Here is an 18,584-nt window from a genome sequence, read left to right as displayed (position 1 = left end):
CGCCGTCCGGCGGCGCATCACCGTAAGGGTAGGGAGCGGACATGGAACTGCACGAGACCGAGGAACGGCGCGACCTGCGCAAGGCGGTCACCGAGATCGCCAAGGACTTCGGCCACGACTACTACGTGACCAAGTCACTGGCCGGTGAGAAGAGCACCGAGCTGTGGAACGCCGTGGGCAAACAGGGCTTCCTGGGCGTCAACATCACCGAGGAGTACGGCGGTGGCGGTGGCGGAATCTACGACATGCAGGTCGTCGGTGAGGAGCTGGCCGCGGCCGGGTGCCCGCTGCTGATGACGGTGGTCTCCCCCACCATCTGCGGCACGATCATCCAGGCGTTCGGCAGTGACGAGCTCAAGGCGCGCTGGCTGCCGGGCATCGCGAGCGGTGAGATCATCATGTCGTTCGCGATCACCGAGCCGGACGCGGGCTCGAACTCCCACAACATCTCCACCCACGCCAAGCGTGTGGGCGGGGAGTGGGTACTCAACGGCACCAAGTACTACATCTCCGGCGTCGACGAGGCCGAGGCCATCCTGGTCGTCACCCGTACCGCCGTCGACGACCGGGGCCGTGGGCGGCTGAGCCTGATCGTGGTGCCGACCGACGCGCCCGGGCTGACCAAGACCGTCATCCCCGTGCAGGCCGTGACGCCGGAGAAGCAGTTCACCCTGTTCTTCGACGACGTGCGGGTGCCGGCCGAGAACCTGATCGGCACGGAGAACGACGGCCTGCGCCAGGTGTTCATGGGCCTGAACCCGGAGCGCATCATGGGCGCCGCCCTGGGCAACGGCATCGGCCGCTACGCGCTGGACAAGGCGTCCGCCTACGCGCGTGAGCGCAAGGTCTGGGACGTACCGATTGGATCCCACCAGGGCGTGTCGCACCCGCTCGCCCACGCCAAGATCCAGGTCGAGCTGGCCCGGTTGATGACCCAACGGGCGGCGTCGCTGCACGACGCCGGCGACCCCGGCTCGGGCGAGGCGTCGAACATGGCCAAGTACGCCGCGGCCGAGGCGGGTATCCTGGCCCTGGACCAGGCGATCCAGACCCACGGTGGCAACGGGATGGCCACCGAGTACGGGCTGGCCACGCTCTGGGGCCCGGCCCGGCTGATGCGCACCGCGCCGATCAGCCGGGAGATGATCCTCAACTATGTGGCGCAGCACAGCCTGAACCTGCCACGCTCGTACTGAGCACTCTTTGTCTGCTCGTGTCCGTTTCGGCGGGCACGGGCGCACAAATGCGTCCAGGCGGCGGTCGGGGCCTGCCTCACCCTGCCGCTCAACGACGAGGAGCCGCCGACACGGCGGCCGAGGAGTACCGACATGGATCGCGGTATCGGTCAGTGGGTCACCAAGCGGGCCTTCCTCAATGGGCCGCGCACGGCGTTCGTCTGTGGCGACATCAGCGTCACCTACGCCGACCTTGAACGGCGCACCACCCAGGTCGCCTCGAGCCTGCTGGGCCTCGGCGTCCGCAAGGGGGACCGCGTGGCCGTTCTCCTGGTGAACTCGGTCGAGTTCATGGAGGTCCTACTGGCCTGCGCGAAGATCGGTGCCATCACCGTCCCGATCAACGTCCGACTCGCGGGCCCGGAGGTCGGCTACATCCTCGCCGACGCCGGCGCCGACGTGTTCGTCTTCCACGAGCCGCTCGCGGCGGCGGCGGTTGCCGCACTGGCCGAACCCGGGGTCCGCGTCCGTCACACCGTCCGGGCCGGGGGTGCCGCGGCCGACGGTGAGCTGGCCTACACCGCCCTGCTCGCCGGAGGTGCCCCGGAGCCTCTCGACACAGATGTGGACGGCCGCGACCCCGCGTTCATCATGTACACCTCGGGCACCACCGGCCGCCCGAAGGGCGCCGTCCTCACCCACGACAACCTGCTGTGGAACGCCATCAACGTGCTGGGCACCGACCAGGGCCTGCGCGGGAGCGACGTGACCGTGGCCGTGGCCCCGATGTTCCACATCGGCGGGCTGGGGGTGCACACGCTGCCGTTGCTCTACGTCGGCGGGACCAGTGTGATCCTTCCGTCGTTCGATCCGGTGGGCACGCTCAAGGCGATGGCCGAGAGCCGGGCCACCGTCCAGTTCATGGTGCCGGCGATGTGGTCGGCGCTGACCCAGGTGCCCGACTTCGACTCCTACGATCTGTCGGCGCTGCAGTTCGCCATGGGCGGCGGCTCGCCGGTGCCGTTGACCGTCATCGACTTCATGCAGCAACGCGGCGTCCCCTTCGCCGAGGGATTCGGGATGACGGAGACCGCACCGCTGGTCTCGGTCCTGGACGCCGCCAGCATCACGACGCGGGCCGGGTCCATCGGCCGGGTCGCGGTGCACGTCGAGGCCCGCATCGTGGATGCCGACGACCGGGACGTCCCGGTCGAGACCGTCGGCGAGCTCCTGGTGCGCGGACCCAACGTGTTCGTCGGGTACTGGATGAATCCGTCGGCCACCGCCGAGGCCTTCCGGGCCGGTTGGTTCCACACCGGCGACCTCGGTCGGATGGACAGCGAGGGCTACATCACGCTGGTCGACCGTAAGAAGGACATGATCATCTCGGGCGGGGAGAACGTCTACCCGATCGAGGTGGAGCAGGTGCTGTTCCGTCACCCCGGCGTGCTGGATGCCGCAGTCGTCGGCGGTCCGGACCAGAAGTGGGGCGAGCGCGTCGTCGCCGTGGTGGTGGCCGACCCGGCCGCCGGGCAGGAACCCGGCGCCGACGAGCTCATCACCTGGTGCCGCGAGCGGCTGGCGCACTTCAAGTGTCCGCGCGAGGTGCACCTGGTGCAGGAGCTTCCCCGCAACGCCACCGGCAAGCTCCTCAAGACGGAGCTGCGCAAGCAGTTCACCGGAGTCGAGGGCGGCGTCATCCTGCGCTGACGCATGTCTCCGGCGGGATGCTCAGCCCGACGCGACCCCGGGGGGTGAACTCGTCGGCGCCGTCGGAGGCATCGTCGTCGAGGAGACCGCCGCCGTACACCTGGCGCAGTGTCGTGAGCATCTCGTCGAGCGGCAGGTCGGTGTAGACCCCTCGGTCGTTGACGTACTCCATGTACGCGCCGCCGTCGGCGGTGTACTCGTGCAGCAGGGCGTCGGAGCGTCCGTCGAACACCATCGGCTCGACTCCGAACCGTGAGCAGAGCTCGGCGTTGAACGCCGGCGTGGCCTTGACCCAGCGCCCCTCCAGGAACAGGTCCGTGTAGCCGTGGAAGACGAACAGGTCTATGCCGTTCATCCTCTTCCGGAGGCGCTCGGTCTGCAGGTGGTTGCGCACGTCGGCGAACCCGAGGCGCGCCGGGATCCCTGCCGCCCGAGCCGCCGCGGCCAGCAGGACCGCCTTGGGCACGCACCACGAACGCCCTGATTCCAGGACCGCGCTGGCCCGATAGGTCGCCGGGTCGGTGCTGGTGGCGAACGGGTCGTACCAGATCCGGTCGCGGACCACGTCGAACAGGCGAACCGCCCGCGCCACGGGATCGGTTTCGGCGCTGACGATCTCAGCGGTGAACGCGCGCACAGCGGACGAATCGGAGTCGACGAATCGACCGGGAGCGAGATAGTCCATGTCCACCTACCGGACAGTAGAGATCGCGAGCGCGTACTGCCCCCGGTAGGGACACGGATCACGGCCGGCAGCGGACCGCCGTCTCATGAGGTCCCGCCGCCGTAGAGATCTGCGTACTCCTGCACCAGGGTGCGCTTGCTCGTCTTGCCGACGCTGGTCTTGGGGATCTCGGTCACGAACAGGACGCGGTCCGGGAGCTGCCAGCGCGCGAACCGCTCGAGCAGAAGATCGTTCACCTGCTCCACCGTCACCTCGGCCCCCGGCCGGAGTACGACGAGCGCGAGTGGGCGCTCCTGCCACTTCGGGTGCGGCAGGCCGACCACGGCGGCGTCGAGCACGCCGGGATGGCCGACGATCGCGTTCTCCATGTCGATCGAGGAGATCCACTCGCCACCGCTCTTGATCACGTCCTTGATCCGGTCGACGACCTTGAGATAGCCGTCGGCGTCGACGGTGGCGGCGTCGCCGCTGCGCCAGTAGCCGTCGAGGAAGTTGCCTTCGGTCCCCGGTGCGTCGTGGTAGCGCACGGCCACCCACGGCCCGCGCATGCAGACCTCACCGACGCTGACACCGTCGTGCGGCACCTCCTCCCCGTGGGCATCGACGACGTGGACGTCCACACCGGTGATCAACAATCCCTGCTTGCGCTTGAGATCCCACTGCCCCTCGACGTCGAGGCGCTCGCGCACCGACCGTTTGAGCCGGTGGTTCAACGCGACCAGGGGCGTGGTCTCGGTGGCCCCGTAGGCGTGGATGATCTCGGCCCCGGTCAGCTCCTTGAACCCGCGCATCAACGACAGCGGCGGCTCGGTCGCCCCGGAGAGGAACCGCGCCCGACCCAGGTCCGGCGCCTGCGGCAGCGTGCGGATGTACTCCAGCATCGGACCGAAGATGGCCGGCGCACCATGCGCGATCGTGACGTTCTCAGCGATCATCAGGTCGACCAGCGGCGCGGTCTCCTCGGCCGTGTATCTGCCCGGGAAGATCAGCTTCGCCCCCATCATCGCGCACGCGTAGAACAGTCCCCAGGACTGACCGTGGAACATCGGTACGATGACCAGGGCACAGTCGTCGCTGCTGATGCCGAGGTAGGCGGCCATGGTCAGCGAGTGCAGGTGGATGTTGCGGTGGGAGTAGTACACGCCCTTGGGCCGGCCGGTGGTGCCTGATGTGTAGCAGGCGCTGTACGCGCTGGTCTCCTCCACCACCGGCCACTCGTACTCGTCGGAGGCGGCCGCGAGCAGTTCCTCGTACCCCAGCACCCCGGGCAGCGTCGTCGTGGTCTCCGCGATCGGGCGGTCCGACATCACCACCCAGTTCCGCACCCCTGGCAGCTGTGGTGCGATGGCCTCGGCCAGCGGCAGCAACGACTCGTCGACGATGACGTAGGACGCCTCGCTGTGGGCGGCGACGTAGGACAGGTCGTCCGCGGAGATGCGAAGGTTCATCTGCAGCAGCACCGCCCCGGTGCCGGGGATCGCGAAGTAGAGCTCGAAGTGCCGGTGGGAGTTCCAGTCCAGTACCCCGACCCGGTCCCCGGGGGTGACACCGAGCGTCTCGAGCGCGTTCGCGGCTCGCATCATCCGCCGGTGGGCGTCGGCGTAGGTGTAGCGCCGCATCTCCCCACCGGCGCGGTAGACGATCTCCTGCTCCGGGTGCGTGCGCACCGCGTGCCGGATGAAGGTGGTGGTGGTGAGCTGGTAGTTGTCGCCCGAGGTGGACGGGCATCCGGTGACGCGCTTCATCGAGCGCCTCCTTTCGGTGGTCGGTCAGCCGACGTGCTCGCGGCCGATCAGATGGCGGGCGATCACGAGCTTCTGGATCTGCGGGGTACCGTCGCCGATCTGCAGGCCGCTGACGTCGAGCAGCAGCTGCTGCAACGGCATCTCGGTGGACCACCCGACGTGGCCGTGCAGCACGATGCAGTCGTTGATGGCCTGCACCGCGATCCGCGGCGCCCACCACTTGCACATCGCGGCCTCCCGCGTGTGTGGTGAGCCTGCGGCGCGCAGGCCGAGCGTCCGGTAGCACAGCCAGCGGGCCGCCTCGAGTTGCGTGTCCCACTCGGCGAGAGTGAAGGACACGCCCTGGTAGGTGGCGATCGGCGCGCCGAACGCCGTGCGCTGGCGCACCCAGTCGATTGTGGTGTCCATGGCGCGGCGGGCGGCGCCGAGCACCATCAGCCCTAGCAGCGCGCGGGTGAAGTCGAAGTCGGCCAGTTGCGTGGCCAGGCCGCTGCCGCCGTCGGTGATCTCGTGATCGGCCGGGACGAACGTGTCGTCGAAGCTCATCCCGACCCGGCTCAGCGGCCGGAAGCCGGGATCGGCGAACCGCTGCCGGCTGATGCTCGGGTCGTCCAGCGGCACCAGCAGGCGCCTCGTCCCGCGTGACCGCAGCGCGGGGTCGACGGTGCCGACGACGATCGCGTGGGTCGCATGCGCGCCCAACGTGACCGAGGTCTTCTCCCCCGACAACCGGAAACCGCCGTCGACGGGCCGGGCGCGCACCGCGAGCCCGGAGGCGTCGGAGCCACCGCGGGGCTCCGTCAGCGCAAGGCACACCACCTGCTCACCGGCCGCCACCGCATGCACCACCGGCTCCCCGACGTGCGCCGGCAGCCCCGTGAGGAGGCCGTCGAGCAGTACCGACCCGAAGATCAGGTAGGCCAGGTTGAAGTCCGAACGGGCCATCTGCTCGCAGGCGATGCCGACCGTGACGGGGTCCGCGTCCTGTCCCCCGTGAGCGGCGGGGAGTGTCATCCCGAGCAGACCGTGGCGTCCGAGGGCCTTGAGCTCGTCCCAGCACATCTCCTTCGAGGTCGCCCGCGCGAGGTAGCCGTCGTGGAACTCGCGGCGGCCCAGCGCCGCGACCGAGGCCTCGAAGTCGGCGTGCTCGCGGGAGAAGACGAAGGGACTATCTGGTGTACCAGATTGCATTGATTTAGGATACGAGATCGTGGGAGGCGTGTCGAGCATCGAGAGCCGGGCCGCCGGTGGCTCCGTCCCCCGGGTGACGGCGCGCCGGATGATGCGCGAGGCCGTCGCCCGGCGGCTCGTCCCCGGCGACCGGCTGGCCTCGGAGCCGACCCTGATGAGCTACTTCGACGTCTCGCGCGGCTCGCTGCGGGAGACCCTGCGCGTGCTGTCCTATCTCGGCGCCATCGACGTGCGCAGCGGACCGGGCGGCGGCGCCCGGATCGCGCTACCCGGGCCGCGTGTCGTGGGCAGCGCGCTGGCCATCGCGCTGCAGTTCCGTGGCACCACGTTGCGCGGCCTGTTGGAGTCGCGAGCGGTGCTGGAACCCGTCGCGGCCCGGATGGCCGCGCAGCGCGGGGACGCCTCCGACCTCGCGATGCTGCGCGCCTGCCACGACCGCCTCACCGCCTCCTCGGCCTCCGCGCACCGGCGCCGCGAGCGCCTGGAGTTCCACCGGCTCCTGGCCGCGGCCACCGGGAACGACGTCCTGGAGCTGGTCCTCACGGCGCTGGCCTGGATGAGCGACGCGCTCGACCGGACCGGGCCGGGACCGGGAGACGGATCCGACGAGGCGCGGGGCGCCCTGCTGGCGGCGATCGGGGCGGGCGACGCCGCCGGCGCGGCCGGGCACGCGGCGACCGTGCTCGCCGCCACGACCGGCCGGCTGCGCGACGGCGCGGCGCGAGCCCTCGACGAGCGGGTGCTGTGGCCCGACGTCGACGAGTTGCCCGACATCGAGGACAGGAAGGACGTCGCGACATGGACGTAGCGATCGTGGGTACCGGCATCACCCGGTTCGGCATGTTCGTGGGCACCCGGCTGCGCGAGATGGCCGCCGAGGCCGCCGACGCTGCGCTGACCGATGCCGGGGTGGAGCCGGACGAGATCGGGCTGGTCGTGTTCGGCAACGCCGCTGCAGGCGTCCTCACCGGGCAGGAGATGATCCGGGCCCACACGGCGCTGGGCGGATCGCGCGTCGCCGGACGGCCGATGGTGTCGGTCGAGAACGCCTGCGCGTCCAGCTCGAGCGCATTCCACCTCGGGGCGATGGCGGTCTCCTCCGGCGCCTACGATCATGTGCTGGTGGTCGGCGCGGAGAAGATGACCGGCACCGACCGGACGCGCGCCGGGCGGGCACTGGCCACGGCAGTCGACGTCGAGCTGGTCGGGGAGCAGGACGGGTCTCGCCCCGTGTTCATGGAGATCTACGCGGCCGAGGCTCGCGCCTACCTGGAACAGACCGGCGCCTCGGCCCGCGACCTGGCACTGGTCGCGGCCAAGAGCCTGCTCAACGGCAGCCTCAACCCGATCGCGCAGAACCGCACGGCGCTCACCGCGGACGAGATCCTCGCCGCGCGGACGATCGTGGCCCCGCTGACCCGGCCGATGTGCTCCTCCATCGGCGACGGGGCAGCCGCCTGTGTGCTGACGCGGCCCGACCTGGCCCGCCGACGCGACCAGCCGTCCGTGCGAGTGCTGGCCTCGGCGGTCGGGGCGGCACGCGTCGGCGACGCCGGGGACGTGGTCGGGCGCACCGCCCGAGCCGCCTACGAACAGGGCGGCGTCGACCCGGACGGGATCGACCTGTTCGAGGTGCATGACGCCGCGTCACCCGCCGAACTCGTGATCGCCGAGGAGATCGGCATCGCCGCGGTGGGCGAGGGCGCCCGGCTCGCCCGCGACGGCGCCACGGGCATCGGCGGCACACGACCGATGAACGTGTCCGGCGGCCTGCTGGCCCGGGGCCACCCGATCGGCGCCACCGGGGCGGCCCAGATCGTGGACCTCGCCGACCAGCTGCGCGGCCGAGGCGGCGCCCGCCAGGTGCAGAAGGCACGGATCGGCCTCGCCGAGAACGCCGGTGGCTCCCTGGGCGACGGGCCCGCCGCCTGTGTCGTCACGATCCTGTCCGCCGTCGGGTAGCGACGCTGCCCACGGGCGGGGCGCCCAGCTGCGTCGATCGTGGCCAAGCTCGACGGCACGTCCGCTCGTTCGGCCGAAGCCCGATCTGGAGGTGTAACCGCGGCCGAATTCCGGCAGACGCGCGGCTGCCACCATTCTCAGTATCCTCATCCTGATCGTCCAGCCGGACAGCCCTGCCAACCGGAGGAACCCATGCATTTCGCCTTCGACCCCGACCAGGAGATGTTTCGCCGGGAGTTGGCCTCGTTCGCCGAGAAACAACTGGCCCCCCACTACCGGTCCGACGACCGGGCGGGCCGCATGCGCCCGGAACTACCCAGGCAGATGGCGTCGGTCGGCCTGACAGGACTGCGCGTCCCGGAACGTTTCGGCGGCCAGGATGCTGACGCCGTCACCACCGGCATGGCTGCCGAGGAGATCTCACGGGCCGACATCAACGCCTGCTACATCCTGCTGGTCGCCGCGCTCAACTCCGACATCCTGGTCGGCAACGCGAGCGAGGAGCAACTCGCGCGCTGGCTGCCGCCGATCGCCGACGGGTCGGCGATGTCGGCGCTGGTGCTCACCGAACCCGAGCACGGCTCCGACGCGGCGAACCTCGCCCTGCGCGCCGTTCCCGAGGGATCGGGCTGGCGCCTCGTCGGGGAGAAGACGTCGATCTCGATGGGCATGCTGGCCGATACCGGTGTCGTGTTCGCCCGCACTGGCGGGCCCGGCGCCCGGGGGGTCAGCGCGTTCTACGTGGACCTGCACGACGAACGGATCGCCCGCACCGCGCTGGACGACCACGGAGGCCGGGCCATTGGACGCGCGTCGCTGCATTTCGACGGTGTGCCGGTGGGCGCCGACGAGCTGATCGGGCAGGAGGGCGCCGGCTTCGTGTCGGTGATGCAGGGATTCGACTACTCCCGGGCGGTGATCGGCCTGATGTGTGTCGGCCTCGCCGAGGCGGCACTGGACGACGCCCTGGAGTACGCGCGCACCCGGGAGGCGTTCGGCGGACCGATCGGCCGCAACCAGGGCGTGGCGTTCCCGCTGGTCGAGCAGGCCACCCGGCTGGCCGGCGCTCGCCACATCTGCTACGAGGCCCTGTGGCGCAAGGACCAGGGACTGGAGCACTCGGTGGCCGCGAACATGGCGAAGTGGTTCGCCCCGAAGACCGCGGGCGAGGTGGTGCACCAGGCTCTGCTGACCTTCGGGCACGCCGGCTGGGGCAGCGACAGCCCGCAGGGCCAGCGACTGCGCGACGTGATGGCGTTCGAGATCGCGGACGGCACCGCCCAGGTGGCCAAGCTCGTGGTCGCGCGCCACCTCCTCGGCCGCAAGTTCGCCCCTGAGTGAGTTCACCACAGGCCCAGCACCCGCTATCCTCATGATGATTATGCGGTAGCGACGTGGAGGTCGACATGCCCGATGCAGTGATCGTCGAAGCCGTCCGGACACCGATCGGCAAGCGCGGCGGATCGCTCGCGGGCGTGCACCCCGTTGAGCTGGCGGCCCGGGTGCTGGAGGCGCTCGTCGAACGCACGGGCATCGACCCGGCGGTCGTCGATGACGTCGTGTGGGGCTGCGTGAACCAGGTCGGAGACCAGTCCGCGAACCCGGCGAGGTCGGCCGTGCTCGCCGCCGGCTGGCCCGAGTCGGTGCCCGGCACCACGGTCAATCGCGCCTGCGGGTCGAGCCAGCAGGCGCTCGACTTCGCCGCCGGCATGGTGATGGCCGGCCAGTACGACGTCGTCGTCGCGGGCGGGGTCGAGTCCATGAGCCGGGTGCCGCTCGGCGCCGGCCGGGACGTGGGCCTCCCCTACGGCCCGCGGCTGCTCGGCCGCTACGAGACCGAGCTCGGGGGCGGTACGTTCCATCAGGGCCGCGGCGCCGAGCTGATCGCCGCCAAGTGGGGCCTGACGCGCACGGCACTCGACGAGTTCTCCGCCCGCAGCCACGAGCGCGCCGCCGCCGCCATCGACTCCGGCGCGTTCGACGGGCAGCTCGCCACGGTCCCGCAGGCTCCCGGGCACACCGTCGACGAAGGGCTGCGGAGGGGCACCACCGCCGAGAAGCTGGCAGCGCTGAAGCCCTCGTTCGATGCCGACGGTGTGATCCATGCGGGCAACGCATCGCAGATCTCCGACGGGGCGGCCGCCCTGCTGGTGACCACGCCACGGCGCGCGGCGGAACTCGGGCTCACCCCGATCGTGCGGTACCACTCCGGTGCCGTGAGTGGTGCCGACCCGGTGATGATGCTGACCGGCCCGATCCCGGCCACCGCCAAGGTGCTGGGCCGGGCCGGGCTGGACATCACCGACGTCGGCGCCTTCGAGGTCAACGAGGCGTTCGCCCCGATCCCGCTGGCGTGGCTGGCCGAGACCGGGGCCGATCCCGACCGCCTCAACCCGCTCGGCGGCGTGATCGCCGTCGGACACCCGCTCGGGGCGTCCGGGGCCATCCTGATGACCCGGCTCGTGAACCACATGCGCGACAAGGGCCTTCGGTACGGCCTGCAGACGATGTGTGAGGGTGGCGGGATGGCCAACGCGACGGTCGTGGAACTCGTCGGCTGACCACCACCCGGCCTCCCTGCCGGCTCCCGGGGTCGGTAGCCGGCAGGGCAGCGTGGCCGGTACTGGGGGTCAGGCAAGTCCCAGCAGCGGCCGGATCCATGCCGCGATGTCGGCGACCGCCTTGTCCGCCTCGGTGGCGCGGCCGGCGAGGAACGTGAACACGTGCTGCATGTCCGGCACCACGTCGATCGTGACGTCGACGCCGACGGCACGTGCACTGGCCGCGAACCGTTGCGCGTTGTCCAGCAGGGTCTCGGCCCCGCCCGCGGTCATGTACATCGGGGGAAGCCCGGCCGGGTCGCTGTAGAGCGGGTTGGCCAGCGGGTCGATGGCCGATCCGTTCGGGCCCAGGAACATTCCCGACATCGCCTCCAGGATGGGTCGCTGCACCAGCGCGTCGGTGCCGGAGTTGGTGTCCAGGGTCTCGCCCTTGTGCTCCATGTCCAGCCACGGCGACATCGGGACGAGCGCGGCCGGGAGTGCATCGCCGTCGGCCCGCAGCTTGAGCGCCACGCTGATCGCGAGGTTGCCGCCCGCCGAGTCACCGGCTGTGGCGATGTGGCCCGGCTCGATCCCCTGGGCGGCCAGCCACCGGTAGGCGGTGACACAGTCGTCGAGCTGCGCCGGGAACGGGTGCTCGGGAGCGCGGCGGTAGTCGACGACGAGCGCCCGGCAGCCGATGGCCTTGGCCAGGTGGCCCGCCAGCTTGCGGTGGGTGTGGCGCGACCCGACGACGAAACCGCCGCCGTGCGTGTAGAGCAGCACGCGGTCGGCCGCGGCGTCGACGGGGGAACACCACAGCACCGGCACGCCGTCGGCCTCGGTCTCGGCGTAGGTCACGCCCTCCGGCTCGACGGTGGGCAGGTGCCATTCCTCGAACAGGTCGCGCAGAGCCGGCATGCCCATCTCCGGTTCGGCGGTCATCCTCGCCGACCAGTCGCTGTAGAGGTCACTGAGATACGCGGACTCGGCGCTCGCCATCGGACGCTCCCTTCCTCGGGTACCGGCAACCCTAGGGGCATCCCGGCAGGGTCGGGTGTGTCGGAACGCAACACCCGGCCCTGTCGGGCTCAGGCGGTGAACCCGCCGCCGCAGATCACGAGCTGACCGCTGACGTAGTCCGACTCGGGAATGCAGAGGAGGTAGACCGCCCCGGCGGCGTCGGCCGGGGTGCCCGCCCGCCCCAGCGGGATGCCGCGCTCCATCGACTCCAGCAGCTCCGGGTTGACCCCGACGGCCAGCTGCCGGCCCTGAATGTCGATCTTGCCGTCGCCCCCGGCGGGGACCTCGGTCAGCCGGGTGCGGATCAGGCCGAAGGCCACCGCGTTGACGGTGACGTTGTAGCGGCCCCACTCCTTGGACATCGCCCTGGTCAGGCCGATGATCCCGGCCTTGCCTGAGGAATAGTTGGCCTGGCCCGCATTGCCACCGGTGCCCGCGATCGAGGAGATGTTGACGACCTTGCGACACGGCACGTCGAGGCCCGCCGCCTTCTCCTTCTTCGTCGCGGCACTGATCACCGGCTGCGCCGCGCGCAGGATCCGGAACGGCGCCTTGAGGTGCACGTCGAGGATGGCGTCCCACTGGTCGTCACTCATCTTCTGGATGACCGAGTCCCAGGTGTAGCCGGCGTTGTTGACGACGATGTCCAGCCCGCCGAACGCGTCGACCGCGGTGCCGACGAACCGCTCGGCGAAGCCGTCCTCGGTGACGCTGCCGGAACACGCGACCGCCGCGCCTCCGGCCGCCTCGATCGCGGCCACGGTCTCCTTCGCCGGGTCGGCATCGAGGTCGTTCACCACGACCTTGGCGCCGTCACCGGCGAGCTTCTCGGCGATGGCGCGCCCGATCCCGCGGCCGGAGCCCGACACCAGCGCGACCTTGCCGTCCAGCTTGCCCATGTTCGTTCCACCTTCTGGTTCGGGCGCGGCCCGCACCGGGTCCGGCCTGCTCAGGTCCCGCTGAGCAGGGATTGCGGGATGTCGAGGGTGCGGGAGCGCACGTACTCCCCCAGTCCCTTCGCCTGGGCATCGGGACGGGTCGAGGACGCCACGCCCTCCCCCAGCAGTCCGTGCACCACGACGTTGAGCGCACGCAGGTTGGGCAGCTCGAACCGGTCGATGCGCAGCCGCGCCGCCTCCGGGCCGAGCAGCCCGCGCAGACGCTCGACGGTCAGATGCTCGCGCGCCCAGGCGTAGCCGGCGTCGTCGCGGGCCCAGAGACCGATGTTGGCGTTGCCGCCCTTGTCCCCGGACCGGGCGCCCAACACCGCGCCCAGCGGTGCGCGGCGAGTGGGGCCGGTCGGCTGCGAGGTGGCCGTGACGTCGGCGGTCTCCGCGGCCGGCACGGCGCCGGTCGGCGGATCGGCGATTCTCCGCCGCTCGCCGTCGGGCAGCACCACCACCTGCGTCACGCTCGACCGGGGTACGGCCGCGGGGCGGTACACGCCGAACGCCGACTCCGACGTGGGTGGCGTGGTGGTGTGGAAGCCCGCGTACCCGGCCAGGGCGACCTCCATGATCCCGCTCGAGAACGCCCGTCCGACCTTGCGCGGGTCGGGGTCCTTGACCGTGATCCGCAGGTGCGCGCAGGCCTGGTCGTTGCTCGGGGCGTCCCCTTGGTCGAAGCGCAGCAACCGGACGTCGACCTCGGCGAAGGAGTCCCGGCCGCCCAGGATGTCGAACAGCTGCTGCTGCACGAACGCGGCCTTCGCCTCCACGTCCAGGCCGGTGAGCACCATCGTCATCGTGTTCCGGTAGCCCCCGACATCGTTGAGCGCCACCTTCAGCGTCTCCGGTGGCGGGCTGCCGGTGGCCCCCGTGATGGCCACCCGGTGCTCGGCCTGCTGGGTCAGAGCCACGGTGTCGAAATGCGTCACGACGTCGGGGCCCAGGTAGGCGGGCTCGGCGATCTCGTAGAGCAGCTGGGCGGTGACCGTGCCGACCGAGACCAGCCCGCCGGTTCCGGCGTGCTTGGTGATCACCGACGAGCCGTCGGCCGCGACCTCCGCGATGGGGAAGCCCGGGTAGCGGCGGTCGGTGATCTCGTCGAGGAAGGCGTAGTTGCCGCCCGTGGCCTGTGGACCACACTCGATGACGTGACCGGCCACGACGGCACCGGCGAGCCGGTCCCAGTCGGTGCGCTCCCACCCGTGCCACCAGGCGGCCGGGCCGACGACGAGCGAGGCATCGGTGACCCGGCCGGTCACGACGACATCGGCACCGGCGCCCAGCGCTTCTGCGATGCCCCAGCCACCGAGGTAGGCGTTCGCCGAGACCGGCTTGACCTCACCGACCGCCGGCGTGATCGCGGCCAGGTCCCCGCGCAGGTCGTCACCCTCGACGTGGGCCACGCGGACCGTGACACCGAGCCGGTCCGCGAGCTCGCGCAGCGCGGTGGCCAGCCCCGCGGGGTTGAGCCCGCCGGCGTTGGCCACGATCTTGATACCGCGATCGGAGCAGGTACCCAGCACCTGCTCCATCTGCGTCAGGAACGTGCGGGCGTAACCGCCCGCGGGGTCCTTCGCCTGCGCCTTCGCGAGGATGAGCATCGTCAGCTCGGCGAGGTAGTCACCGCAGAGCACGTCGATGCCCTCCGCGCCCGCCCCGCCCTCGACCATCTCCCGCGCCGCGGAGATCCGGTCGCCGTAGAAGCCCGAGCAGTTGCCGATCCGTACCGGGTCCCTCACGCCGCACCTCCGTCGAACTGGCCTGCCGTGCGCCCGCCGCCGGGAGGTCCGGCGAAGGCCTGCGCGATGGAGAGCCACTGGTCGGCCAATGTTCCGGTGGCCTCCAGCGCGGTGTCGTCGCGATGCCGTCGTTGGGTGACGAGCAGGCAGAAGTCGAGTGCCGGGCCGGTGACCCGGTCGGGCACGCCGTCGGGACCCCAGGTCCAGATCGCGCCATCCGGAGCGGTGAGCTCGACACGGACGGGCTCGGTAGGCACCTCGAGGCCGTTGGCCATGTAGCTGAACGCCCGCGCGCCCACGCCGATGTGGGCGACGTGGCGCAACCGGGCCGAAGGCACGCGGGTCACCGCGAGCGCGTCGGCGACGTCCTGACCGTGCGCCCAGGTCTCCATGATCCGCGCGGTCAGCGAGGAGGCCGCGCTCATGGGGAGGCCGAACCACGGCACCCGCGCCGAGGGGTCGATCGCGGCGAAGGCGGCGACCAGAGCGCTGCGCGCGCCGTCGAACCAGGACAGCAGTTCCGCTCCCGGAATCGGCCGGTAGCGCTCGGCGATCGTGTCCGGGGAGATTCGGCCGTCGGCGAGCATGGGCAGCACCTCGGAGGTGAACCCCTCGGGGTCGGTGGCCGAGCGCACCGCGATGTCGTCGAAGAACGCCAGATGACTGATCTGGTCGCGGACGGCCCAGCCGGTGGCCGGGGTCGGGGCGTCCCACCCGGCCGACCCGTCGGGCAGATCGGCGATCAGCGACCTCAGGTCGGCCGTCTCCGCCTCGATGTCGGTGATCACGGACTCCATCGTCACGGCCACGGCTAGCGCCCCTTCCAGACCGGTGTGCGCTTCTCGCGGAAGGCGGTGGGGCCCTCCTGCGCGTCGGCGCTCAGGTACACCGGCTCCCAGATCTCGTCGGCCAGGTCGTAGGCCTCGGCCAGGTGGTGCTGCGCGGAGAGGTACACCGTTCGCTTCGCCGCGAGCACGGACAGCGGCGCGTTGGAGGCGATCCGCAGGGCGAGTTCCTGGGTTCGTGCCCGCAGCTCCGCCGCGGGCACGACCTCGTTCACCATGCCCACCTCGCGGGCGCGCTCGGCGGTGATCGGGTCGCCGGTCATCAGGATCTGCAGCGCGAGCCGCGGCGGCAGCAGCCACGACAGCGGCGCCGCCCACGGCGATCCACGGCCGACCTTGACCTCGCTGACCGCGAACGTGGCGTGCTCGGCCGCGACCACGAGGTCGCACTGCTGGGCCAACAGGAACCCGCCCGCGAAGGCCACGCCGTTCACCGCGGCGATGGTCGGCTTGACGACCTCGATGTTGCGCCCGAACTGCGGCGCGAAGTCGCGCGGCGGGACCGTGAGCGCCGTCTCCGACATCTCCTTCAGGTCCCCGCCGGCACAGAACGCCTTGTCGCCGGCCCCGGTCAGCACCAGGACCCTGGCCGAGTCGTCGCCGTTGAAGCGGCGCACCGTGTCGAACAACCCCTGCCGGACCGCGGCGTTGAGAGCGTTCCGAGCCTCCGGCCGGTTGATCGTCAGCCAGGCAACCCCGTCGACGACCTCGTAGATGATCGCTTCCTCGCTCAACGGTCCCCGTCCTGATCGGCGCCGACCCTCCGATGTGAGGGCATGTTCACTCGCGGCACCTTACCCAGCGGGGTGTCATGATGGCCAGATGGCGAACCCGAGCGAACCCGCCACTCCCCGGCGGCGCGATCCCGACCGGCGTGCCCGGATTCTCTCCGCCGCAGCCGCGCTCGCCGCCCGACGGGGTTTCCACGCGGTCGCGATGGACGAGATCGGGGCCGAGGCCGGCATCGTGGGCTCCGGTGTGTACCGGCACTTCACCAGCAAGCAGGACATTCTCGTCGCCCTGCTGGACCAGGCAATGGCAAGGCTGCAGTCCGAGGCGGCGGACATCCTGACCACCGCGCCCGACGACCGCTCTGCCCTGTCCCTGCTGGTCCGCGCGCACATCGCCATCGCGATGCACGATCGCGACGTGCTCACCGTCTACCACCGCGAGGCCTACAGCCTGCCCGACGCCGACCGTCGACGGCTGCGACGGGGACAGCGGCACTACATCGAGGAGTGGGTGGCCGTGCTCGGTCCGCTGCGGCCGGAGCTGACCGACGGTGACCTCCGGCTACTCGTGCACGCCGCGATCGGGGCTGTGCACGCGACGCTGTTCTACCGCAGTGGCCTGGCCGCCAACCGCCTGACCGAACTGCTCGACATCACCGCGCACGCCTGCCTCGGCGTCAGCCCGACCCCCGATCGACGAAGTGAACCCGAACTGACTAACTCTTGATTCGGTGCAAGCCGTTCGACATGCTCACCACAGGTCCCGAGAGAGGAACCGGCGATGGAGCTGGACGCCACCGCACTGCGCGGACGCTGCGCGGTGCACCGCTGGGACCGCACTTCGGTCGGCGACGTACTGGAGCGGCTGACCTGGAGCCGACCCGACGACGAGGGGCTGACCGGCCCTCCGGGCGCCTACGGCGACGACGCCTTCGCCCGGCTGACCCACCGCGGGGCCGACCATGCAATCCCGAGGCGAGCCGGGAGGCGAGCCGCGGAGGATGGTTCCACTCCCGCGACAGCGCCGTGGTCGACGACGGCCTGCGGATCATGGTCGACCGCTACACGGACATTGTGAAGTCCGGCGGAGAGAACGCGTCCAGCATGCGGGTCGAGTCGGTGTTGCACGCCCATCCGCGTGCTGCGCGCGGCCGTGACAGCTGTCGTGGTGTCCCGCCCGGGGCGGTCGCCGACGAGAACGACGAACCCGGGTTCTGCCGGGACCGCCTGGCCGGGTTCGAGCGACCCAGGCGCATCGTGTACGCCGACGGCATGCCCGAGACCGTCGGAGGGAAGGTCCCCAAGTACAAGCTGCGCGCCCAGCTGGCAGATCTCTACGTCGGCTGAGCCGGACTGTCGCGAAGCGGGACATCCGACTCCCGCACGGACGTGCTGGAGTATCCGGGGTGAGGGGACAGTCGATGGTGGCAGCTCCGATCGGGTCCGAGCTGATGGGCAGCCTGTTCCGACCGGCCTCGGTCGCGTTGTTCGGCGCCTCGCCCGACCCCACGCGTCCGGCCACCCGGACACTGCGCAGCCTGCTGCGCGGCGACAACCCGCCGCGGCTCTACCCCGTCAACCCGCGACACGCCTCCGTCGAGGGTGTCGCCTGCGTGCCCGACGCCGCCGCCCTGCCCGAGGCGCCGGACCTCGCGATCATCGCGGTGCGCGCCGAGGCGGTGCTCGACACGGTCGCGGCCGCGGCCGACCGCGGCACCCGGACGTTCCTCGTGTTCAGCTCCGGGTTCGCCGAGCTCGACGAGGCCGGTGCGGCACGGGAGCGGGCGCTGCGGGAGCTGGCACACGAGCGGGGGCTCGCCGTCGTCGGCCCCAACTCGCTGGGGGTCATCGACTTCGGCACCCGCTTCTACGGGACCTTCGGCTCGCTGGTCGACGGCGCGGATCTGACCCCTGGACCGGTCGCGCTGGTCACCCAGAGCGGCGCGATCGGCAGCTACGTCTGCGCGATGGCGCACGCCCGCGGGCTGGGCTTCTCGCACATGGTCAGCACCGGCAACGAGGCCGTGCTCGACGCGGCCCAGATCGCTTCGGCTGCCCTGGGCGAGCCCGGCGTGCGGGCCGTCGCGCTCTACCTGGAGGGCGTGCGCAGCGGCCGCCACCTGACCGACTTCTTTGCCCTCGCGCGCCGGAGGGACGTGCCGGTCGTGCTGCTGCGCGCGGGCGACTCCGAGCGCGGTCAGGCCGCCGCCCGCTCGCACACCGGCGCGCTCGCCGGGTTGGCCCGGGTCAGCGACGCCGTGCTGCAGCGCTACGGGGTCATCGGCGTCTCC

17 protein-coding genes are annotated in these 18,584 nt (G+C 71.2%); 9 read left to right on the top strand and 8 right to left on the bottom strand.

Translation table 11 applies throughout. From position 1 onward, the window contains the following. Nucleotides 1-41: 41 nt before the first annotated feature. A complete protein-coding gene (locus I4I78_RS08390; protein ID WP_218610660.1) occupies nucleotides 42-1,196 on the top strand; it encodes an acyl-CoA dehydrogenase family protein in 1,155 nt (384 codons plus the stop codon). A 132-nt stretch (nucleotides 1,197-1,328) separates the two neighbouring features. Then, complete coding sequence (locus I4I78_RS08385; protein WP_218610659.1) at nucleotides 1,329-2,885, top strand: long-chain fatty acid--CoA ligase; 1,557 nt, start codon at nucleotides 1,329-1,331, stop codon at nucleotides 2,883-2,885. On the opposite strand, the gene I4I78_RS08380 is transcribed toward I4I78_RS08385, so the two are convergent. From I4I78_RS08380 to I4I78_RS08370, 3 genes are all read right to left on the bottom strand, one after another. Then, complete coding sequence (locus tag I4I78_RS08380) at nucleotides 2,872-3,570, bottom strand: transglutaminase family protein (RefSeq protein WP_218610669.1); 699 nt, start codon at nucleotides 3,568-3,570, stop codon at nucleotides 2,872-2,874. The two genes, I4I78_RS08385 and I4I78_RS08380, sit on opposite strands and share 14 nt — an antisense overlap. Nucleotides 3,571-3,653: 83 nt before the next feature. Next, the gene (locus tag I4I78_RS08375) at nucleotides 3,654-5,315 is read right to left on the bottom strand and encodes a long-chain-fatty-acid--CoA ligase (protein ID WP_218610658.1); all 1,662 of its coding nucleotides are present in this window, start codon (nucleotides 5,313-5,315) and stop codon (nucleotides 3,654-3,656) included. Between the two features lie 24 nt (nucleotides 5,316-5,339). Beyond that, entirely contained in the window at nucleotides 5,340-6,506 is a 1,167-nt protein-coding gene (locus I4I78_RS08370; RefSeq protein WP_218610657.1) for an acyl-CoA dehydrogenase family protein, read from the bottom strand. 28 nt (nucleotides 6,507-6,534) lie between these two features. Between I4I78_RS08370 and I4I78_RS08365 the strand changes: the two genes are divergently transcribed. From I4I78_RS08365 to I4I78_RS08350, 4 genes are all read left to right on the top strand, one after another. Further along, nucleotides 6,535-7,314 (top strand): FadR/GntR family transcriptional regulator, encoded by a 780-nt coding sequence (locus I4I78_RS08365; protein ID WP_218610656.1) that lies wholly within the window; start codon nucleotides 6,535-6,537, stop codon nucleotides 7,312-7,314. Next, nucleotides 7,305-8,468, top strand: a complete 1,164-nt coding sequence (locus I4I78_RS08360) for a thiolase family protein (protein ID WP_218610655.1) — start codon at nucleotides 7,305-7,307, stop codon at nucleotides 8,466-8,468. Before I4I78_RS08365 ends, I4I78_RS08360 begins: the two co-directional genes overlap by 10 nt. Before the next feature lie 192 nt (nucleotides 8,469-8,660). Beyond that, a complete protein-coding gene (locus tag I4I78_RS08355) occupies nucleotides 8,661-9,809 on the top strand; it encodes an acyl-CoA dehydrogenase family protein (protein WP_218610654.1) in 1,149 nt (382 codons plus the stop codon). Between the two features lie 65 nt (nucleotides 9,810-9,874). Beyond that, nucleotides 9,875-11,029 carry a thiolase family protein gene (locus I4I78_RS08350; protein WP_218610653.1) on the top strand — a complete coding sequence of 385 codons (1,155 nt, stop codon included), beginning with the start codon at nucleotides 9,875-9,877 and terminating at the stop codon, nucleotides 11,027-11,029. 69 nt (nucleotides 11,030-11,098) lie between these two features. On the opposite strand, the gene I4I78_RS08345 is transcribed toward I4I78_RS08350, so the two are convergent. The 5 genes from I4I78_RS08345 to I4I78_RS08325 all read right to left on the bottom strand — a co-directional run bounded on the left by I4I78_RS08345 (nucleotide 11,099) and on the right by I4I78_RS08325 (nucleotide 16,296). Next, entirely contained in the window at nucleotides 11,099-12,010 is a 912-nt protein-coding gene (locus tag I4I78_RS08345) for an alpha/beta hydrolase (RefSeq protein WP_218610652.1), read from the bottom strand. An 89-nt stretch (nucleotides 12,011-12,099) separates the two neighbouring features. Beyond that, complete coding sequence (locus I4I78_RS08340; protein ID WP_218610651.1) at nucleotides 12,100-12,930, bottom strand: SDR family NAD(P)-dependent oxidoreductase; 831 nt, start codon at nucleotides 12,928-12,930, stop codon at nucleotides 12,100-12,102. 50 nt (nucleotides 12,931-12,980) lie between these two features. Beyond that, nucleotides 12,981-14,717 carry an acyclic terpene utilization AtuA family protein gene (locus I4I78_RS08335; protein WP_218610650.1) on the bottom strand — a complete coding sequence of 579 codons (1,737 nt, stop codon included), beginning with the start codon at nucleotides 14,715-14,717 and terminating at the stop codon, nucleotides 12,981-12,983. Then, complete coding sequence (locus tag I4I78_RS08330) at nucleotides 14,714-15,526, bottom strand: TIGR03084 family metal-binding protein (RefSeq protein ID WP_308251975.1); 813 nt, start codon at nucleotides 15,524-15,526, stop codon at nucleotides 14,714-14,716. Before I4I78_RS08330 ends, I4I78_RS08335 begins: the two co-directional genes overlap by 4 nt. A gap of 2 nt (nucleotides 15,527-15,528) precedes the next feature. Beyond that, on the bottom strand, nucleotides 15,529-16,296 hold the full coding sequence (locus tag I4I78_RS08325) for an enoyl-CoA hydratase/isomerase family protein (RefSeq protein WP_218610649.1): 768 nt from the start codon (nucleotides 16,294-16,296) through the stop codon (nucleotides 15,529-15,531). 88 nt (nucleotides 16,297-16,384) lie between these two features. Here I4I78_RS08325 and I4I78_RS08320 point away from each other — a divergent pair, with 88 nt between their 5' ends. From I4I78_RS08320 to I4I78_RS08310, 3 genes are all read left to right on the top strand, one after another. Then, complete coding sequence (locus I4I78_RS08320) at nucleotides 16,385-17,020, top strand: TetR/AcrR family transcriptional regulator (RefSeq protein WP_218610648.1); 636 nt, start codon at nucleotides 16,385-16,387, stop codon at nucleotides 17,018-17,020. 299 nt (nucleotides 17,021-17,319) lie between these two features. Continuing rightward, nucleotides 17,320-17,640: a hypothetical protein gene (locus I4I78_RS08315; protein ID WP_218610647.1), complete on the top strand. Its 321-nt coding sequence runs from the start codon at nucleotides 17,320-17,322 to the stop codon at nucleotides 17,638-17,640. A gap of 74 nt (nucleotides 17,641-17,714) precedes the next feature. Then, nucleotides 17,715-18,584, top strand: an 870-nt coding sequence (locus tag I4I78_RS08310) for a CoA-binding protein (RefSeq protein WP_218610646.1), incomplete at its 3' end; no start/stop codon positions are given.

It is taken from the genome of Pseudonocardia sp. KRD291, from assembly GCF_019263595.1.
GTDB lineage: Bacteria > Actinomycetota > Actinomycetes > Mycobacteriales > Pseudonocardiaceae > Pseudonocardia.
The sequence above is the reverse complement of the archived record's forward strand: the minus strand, read 5'-3'. Positions and strand labels throughout refer to the sequence as shown.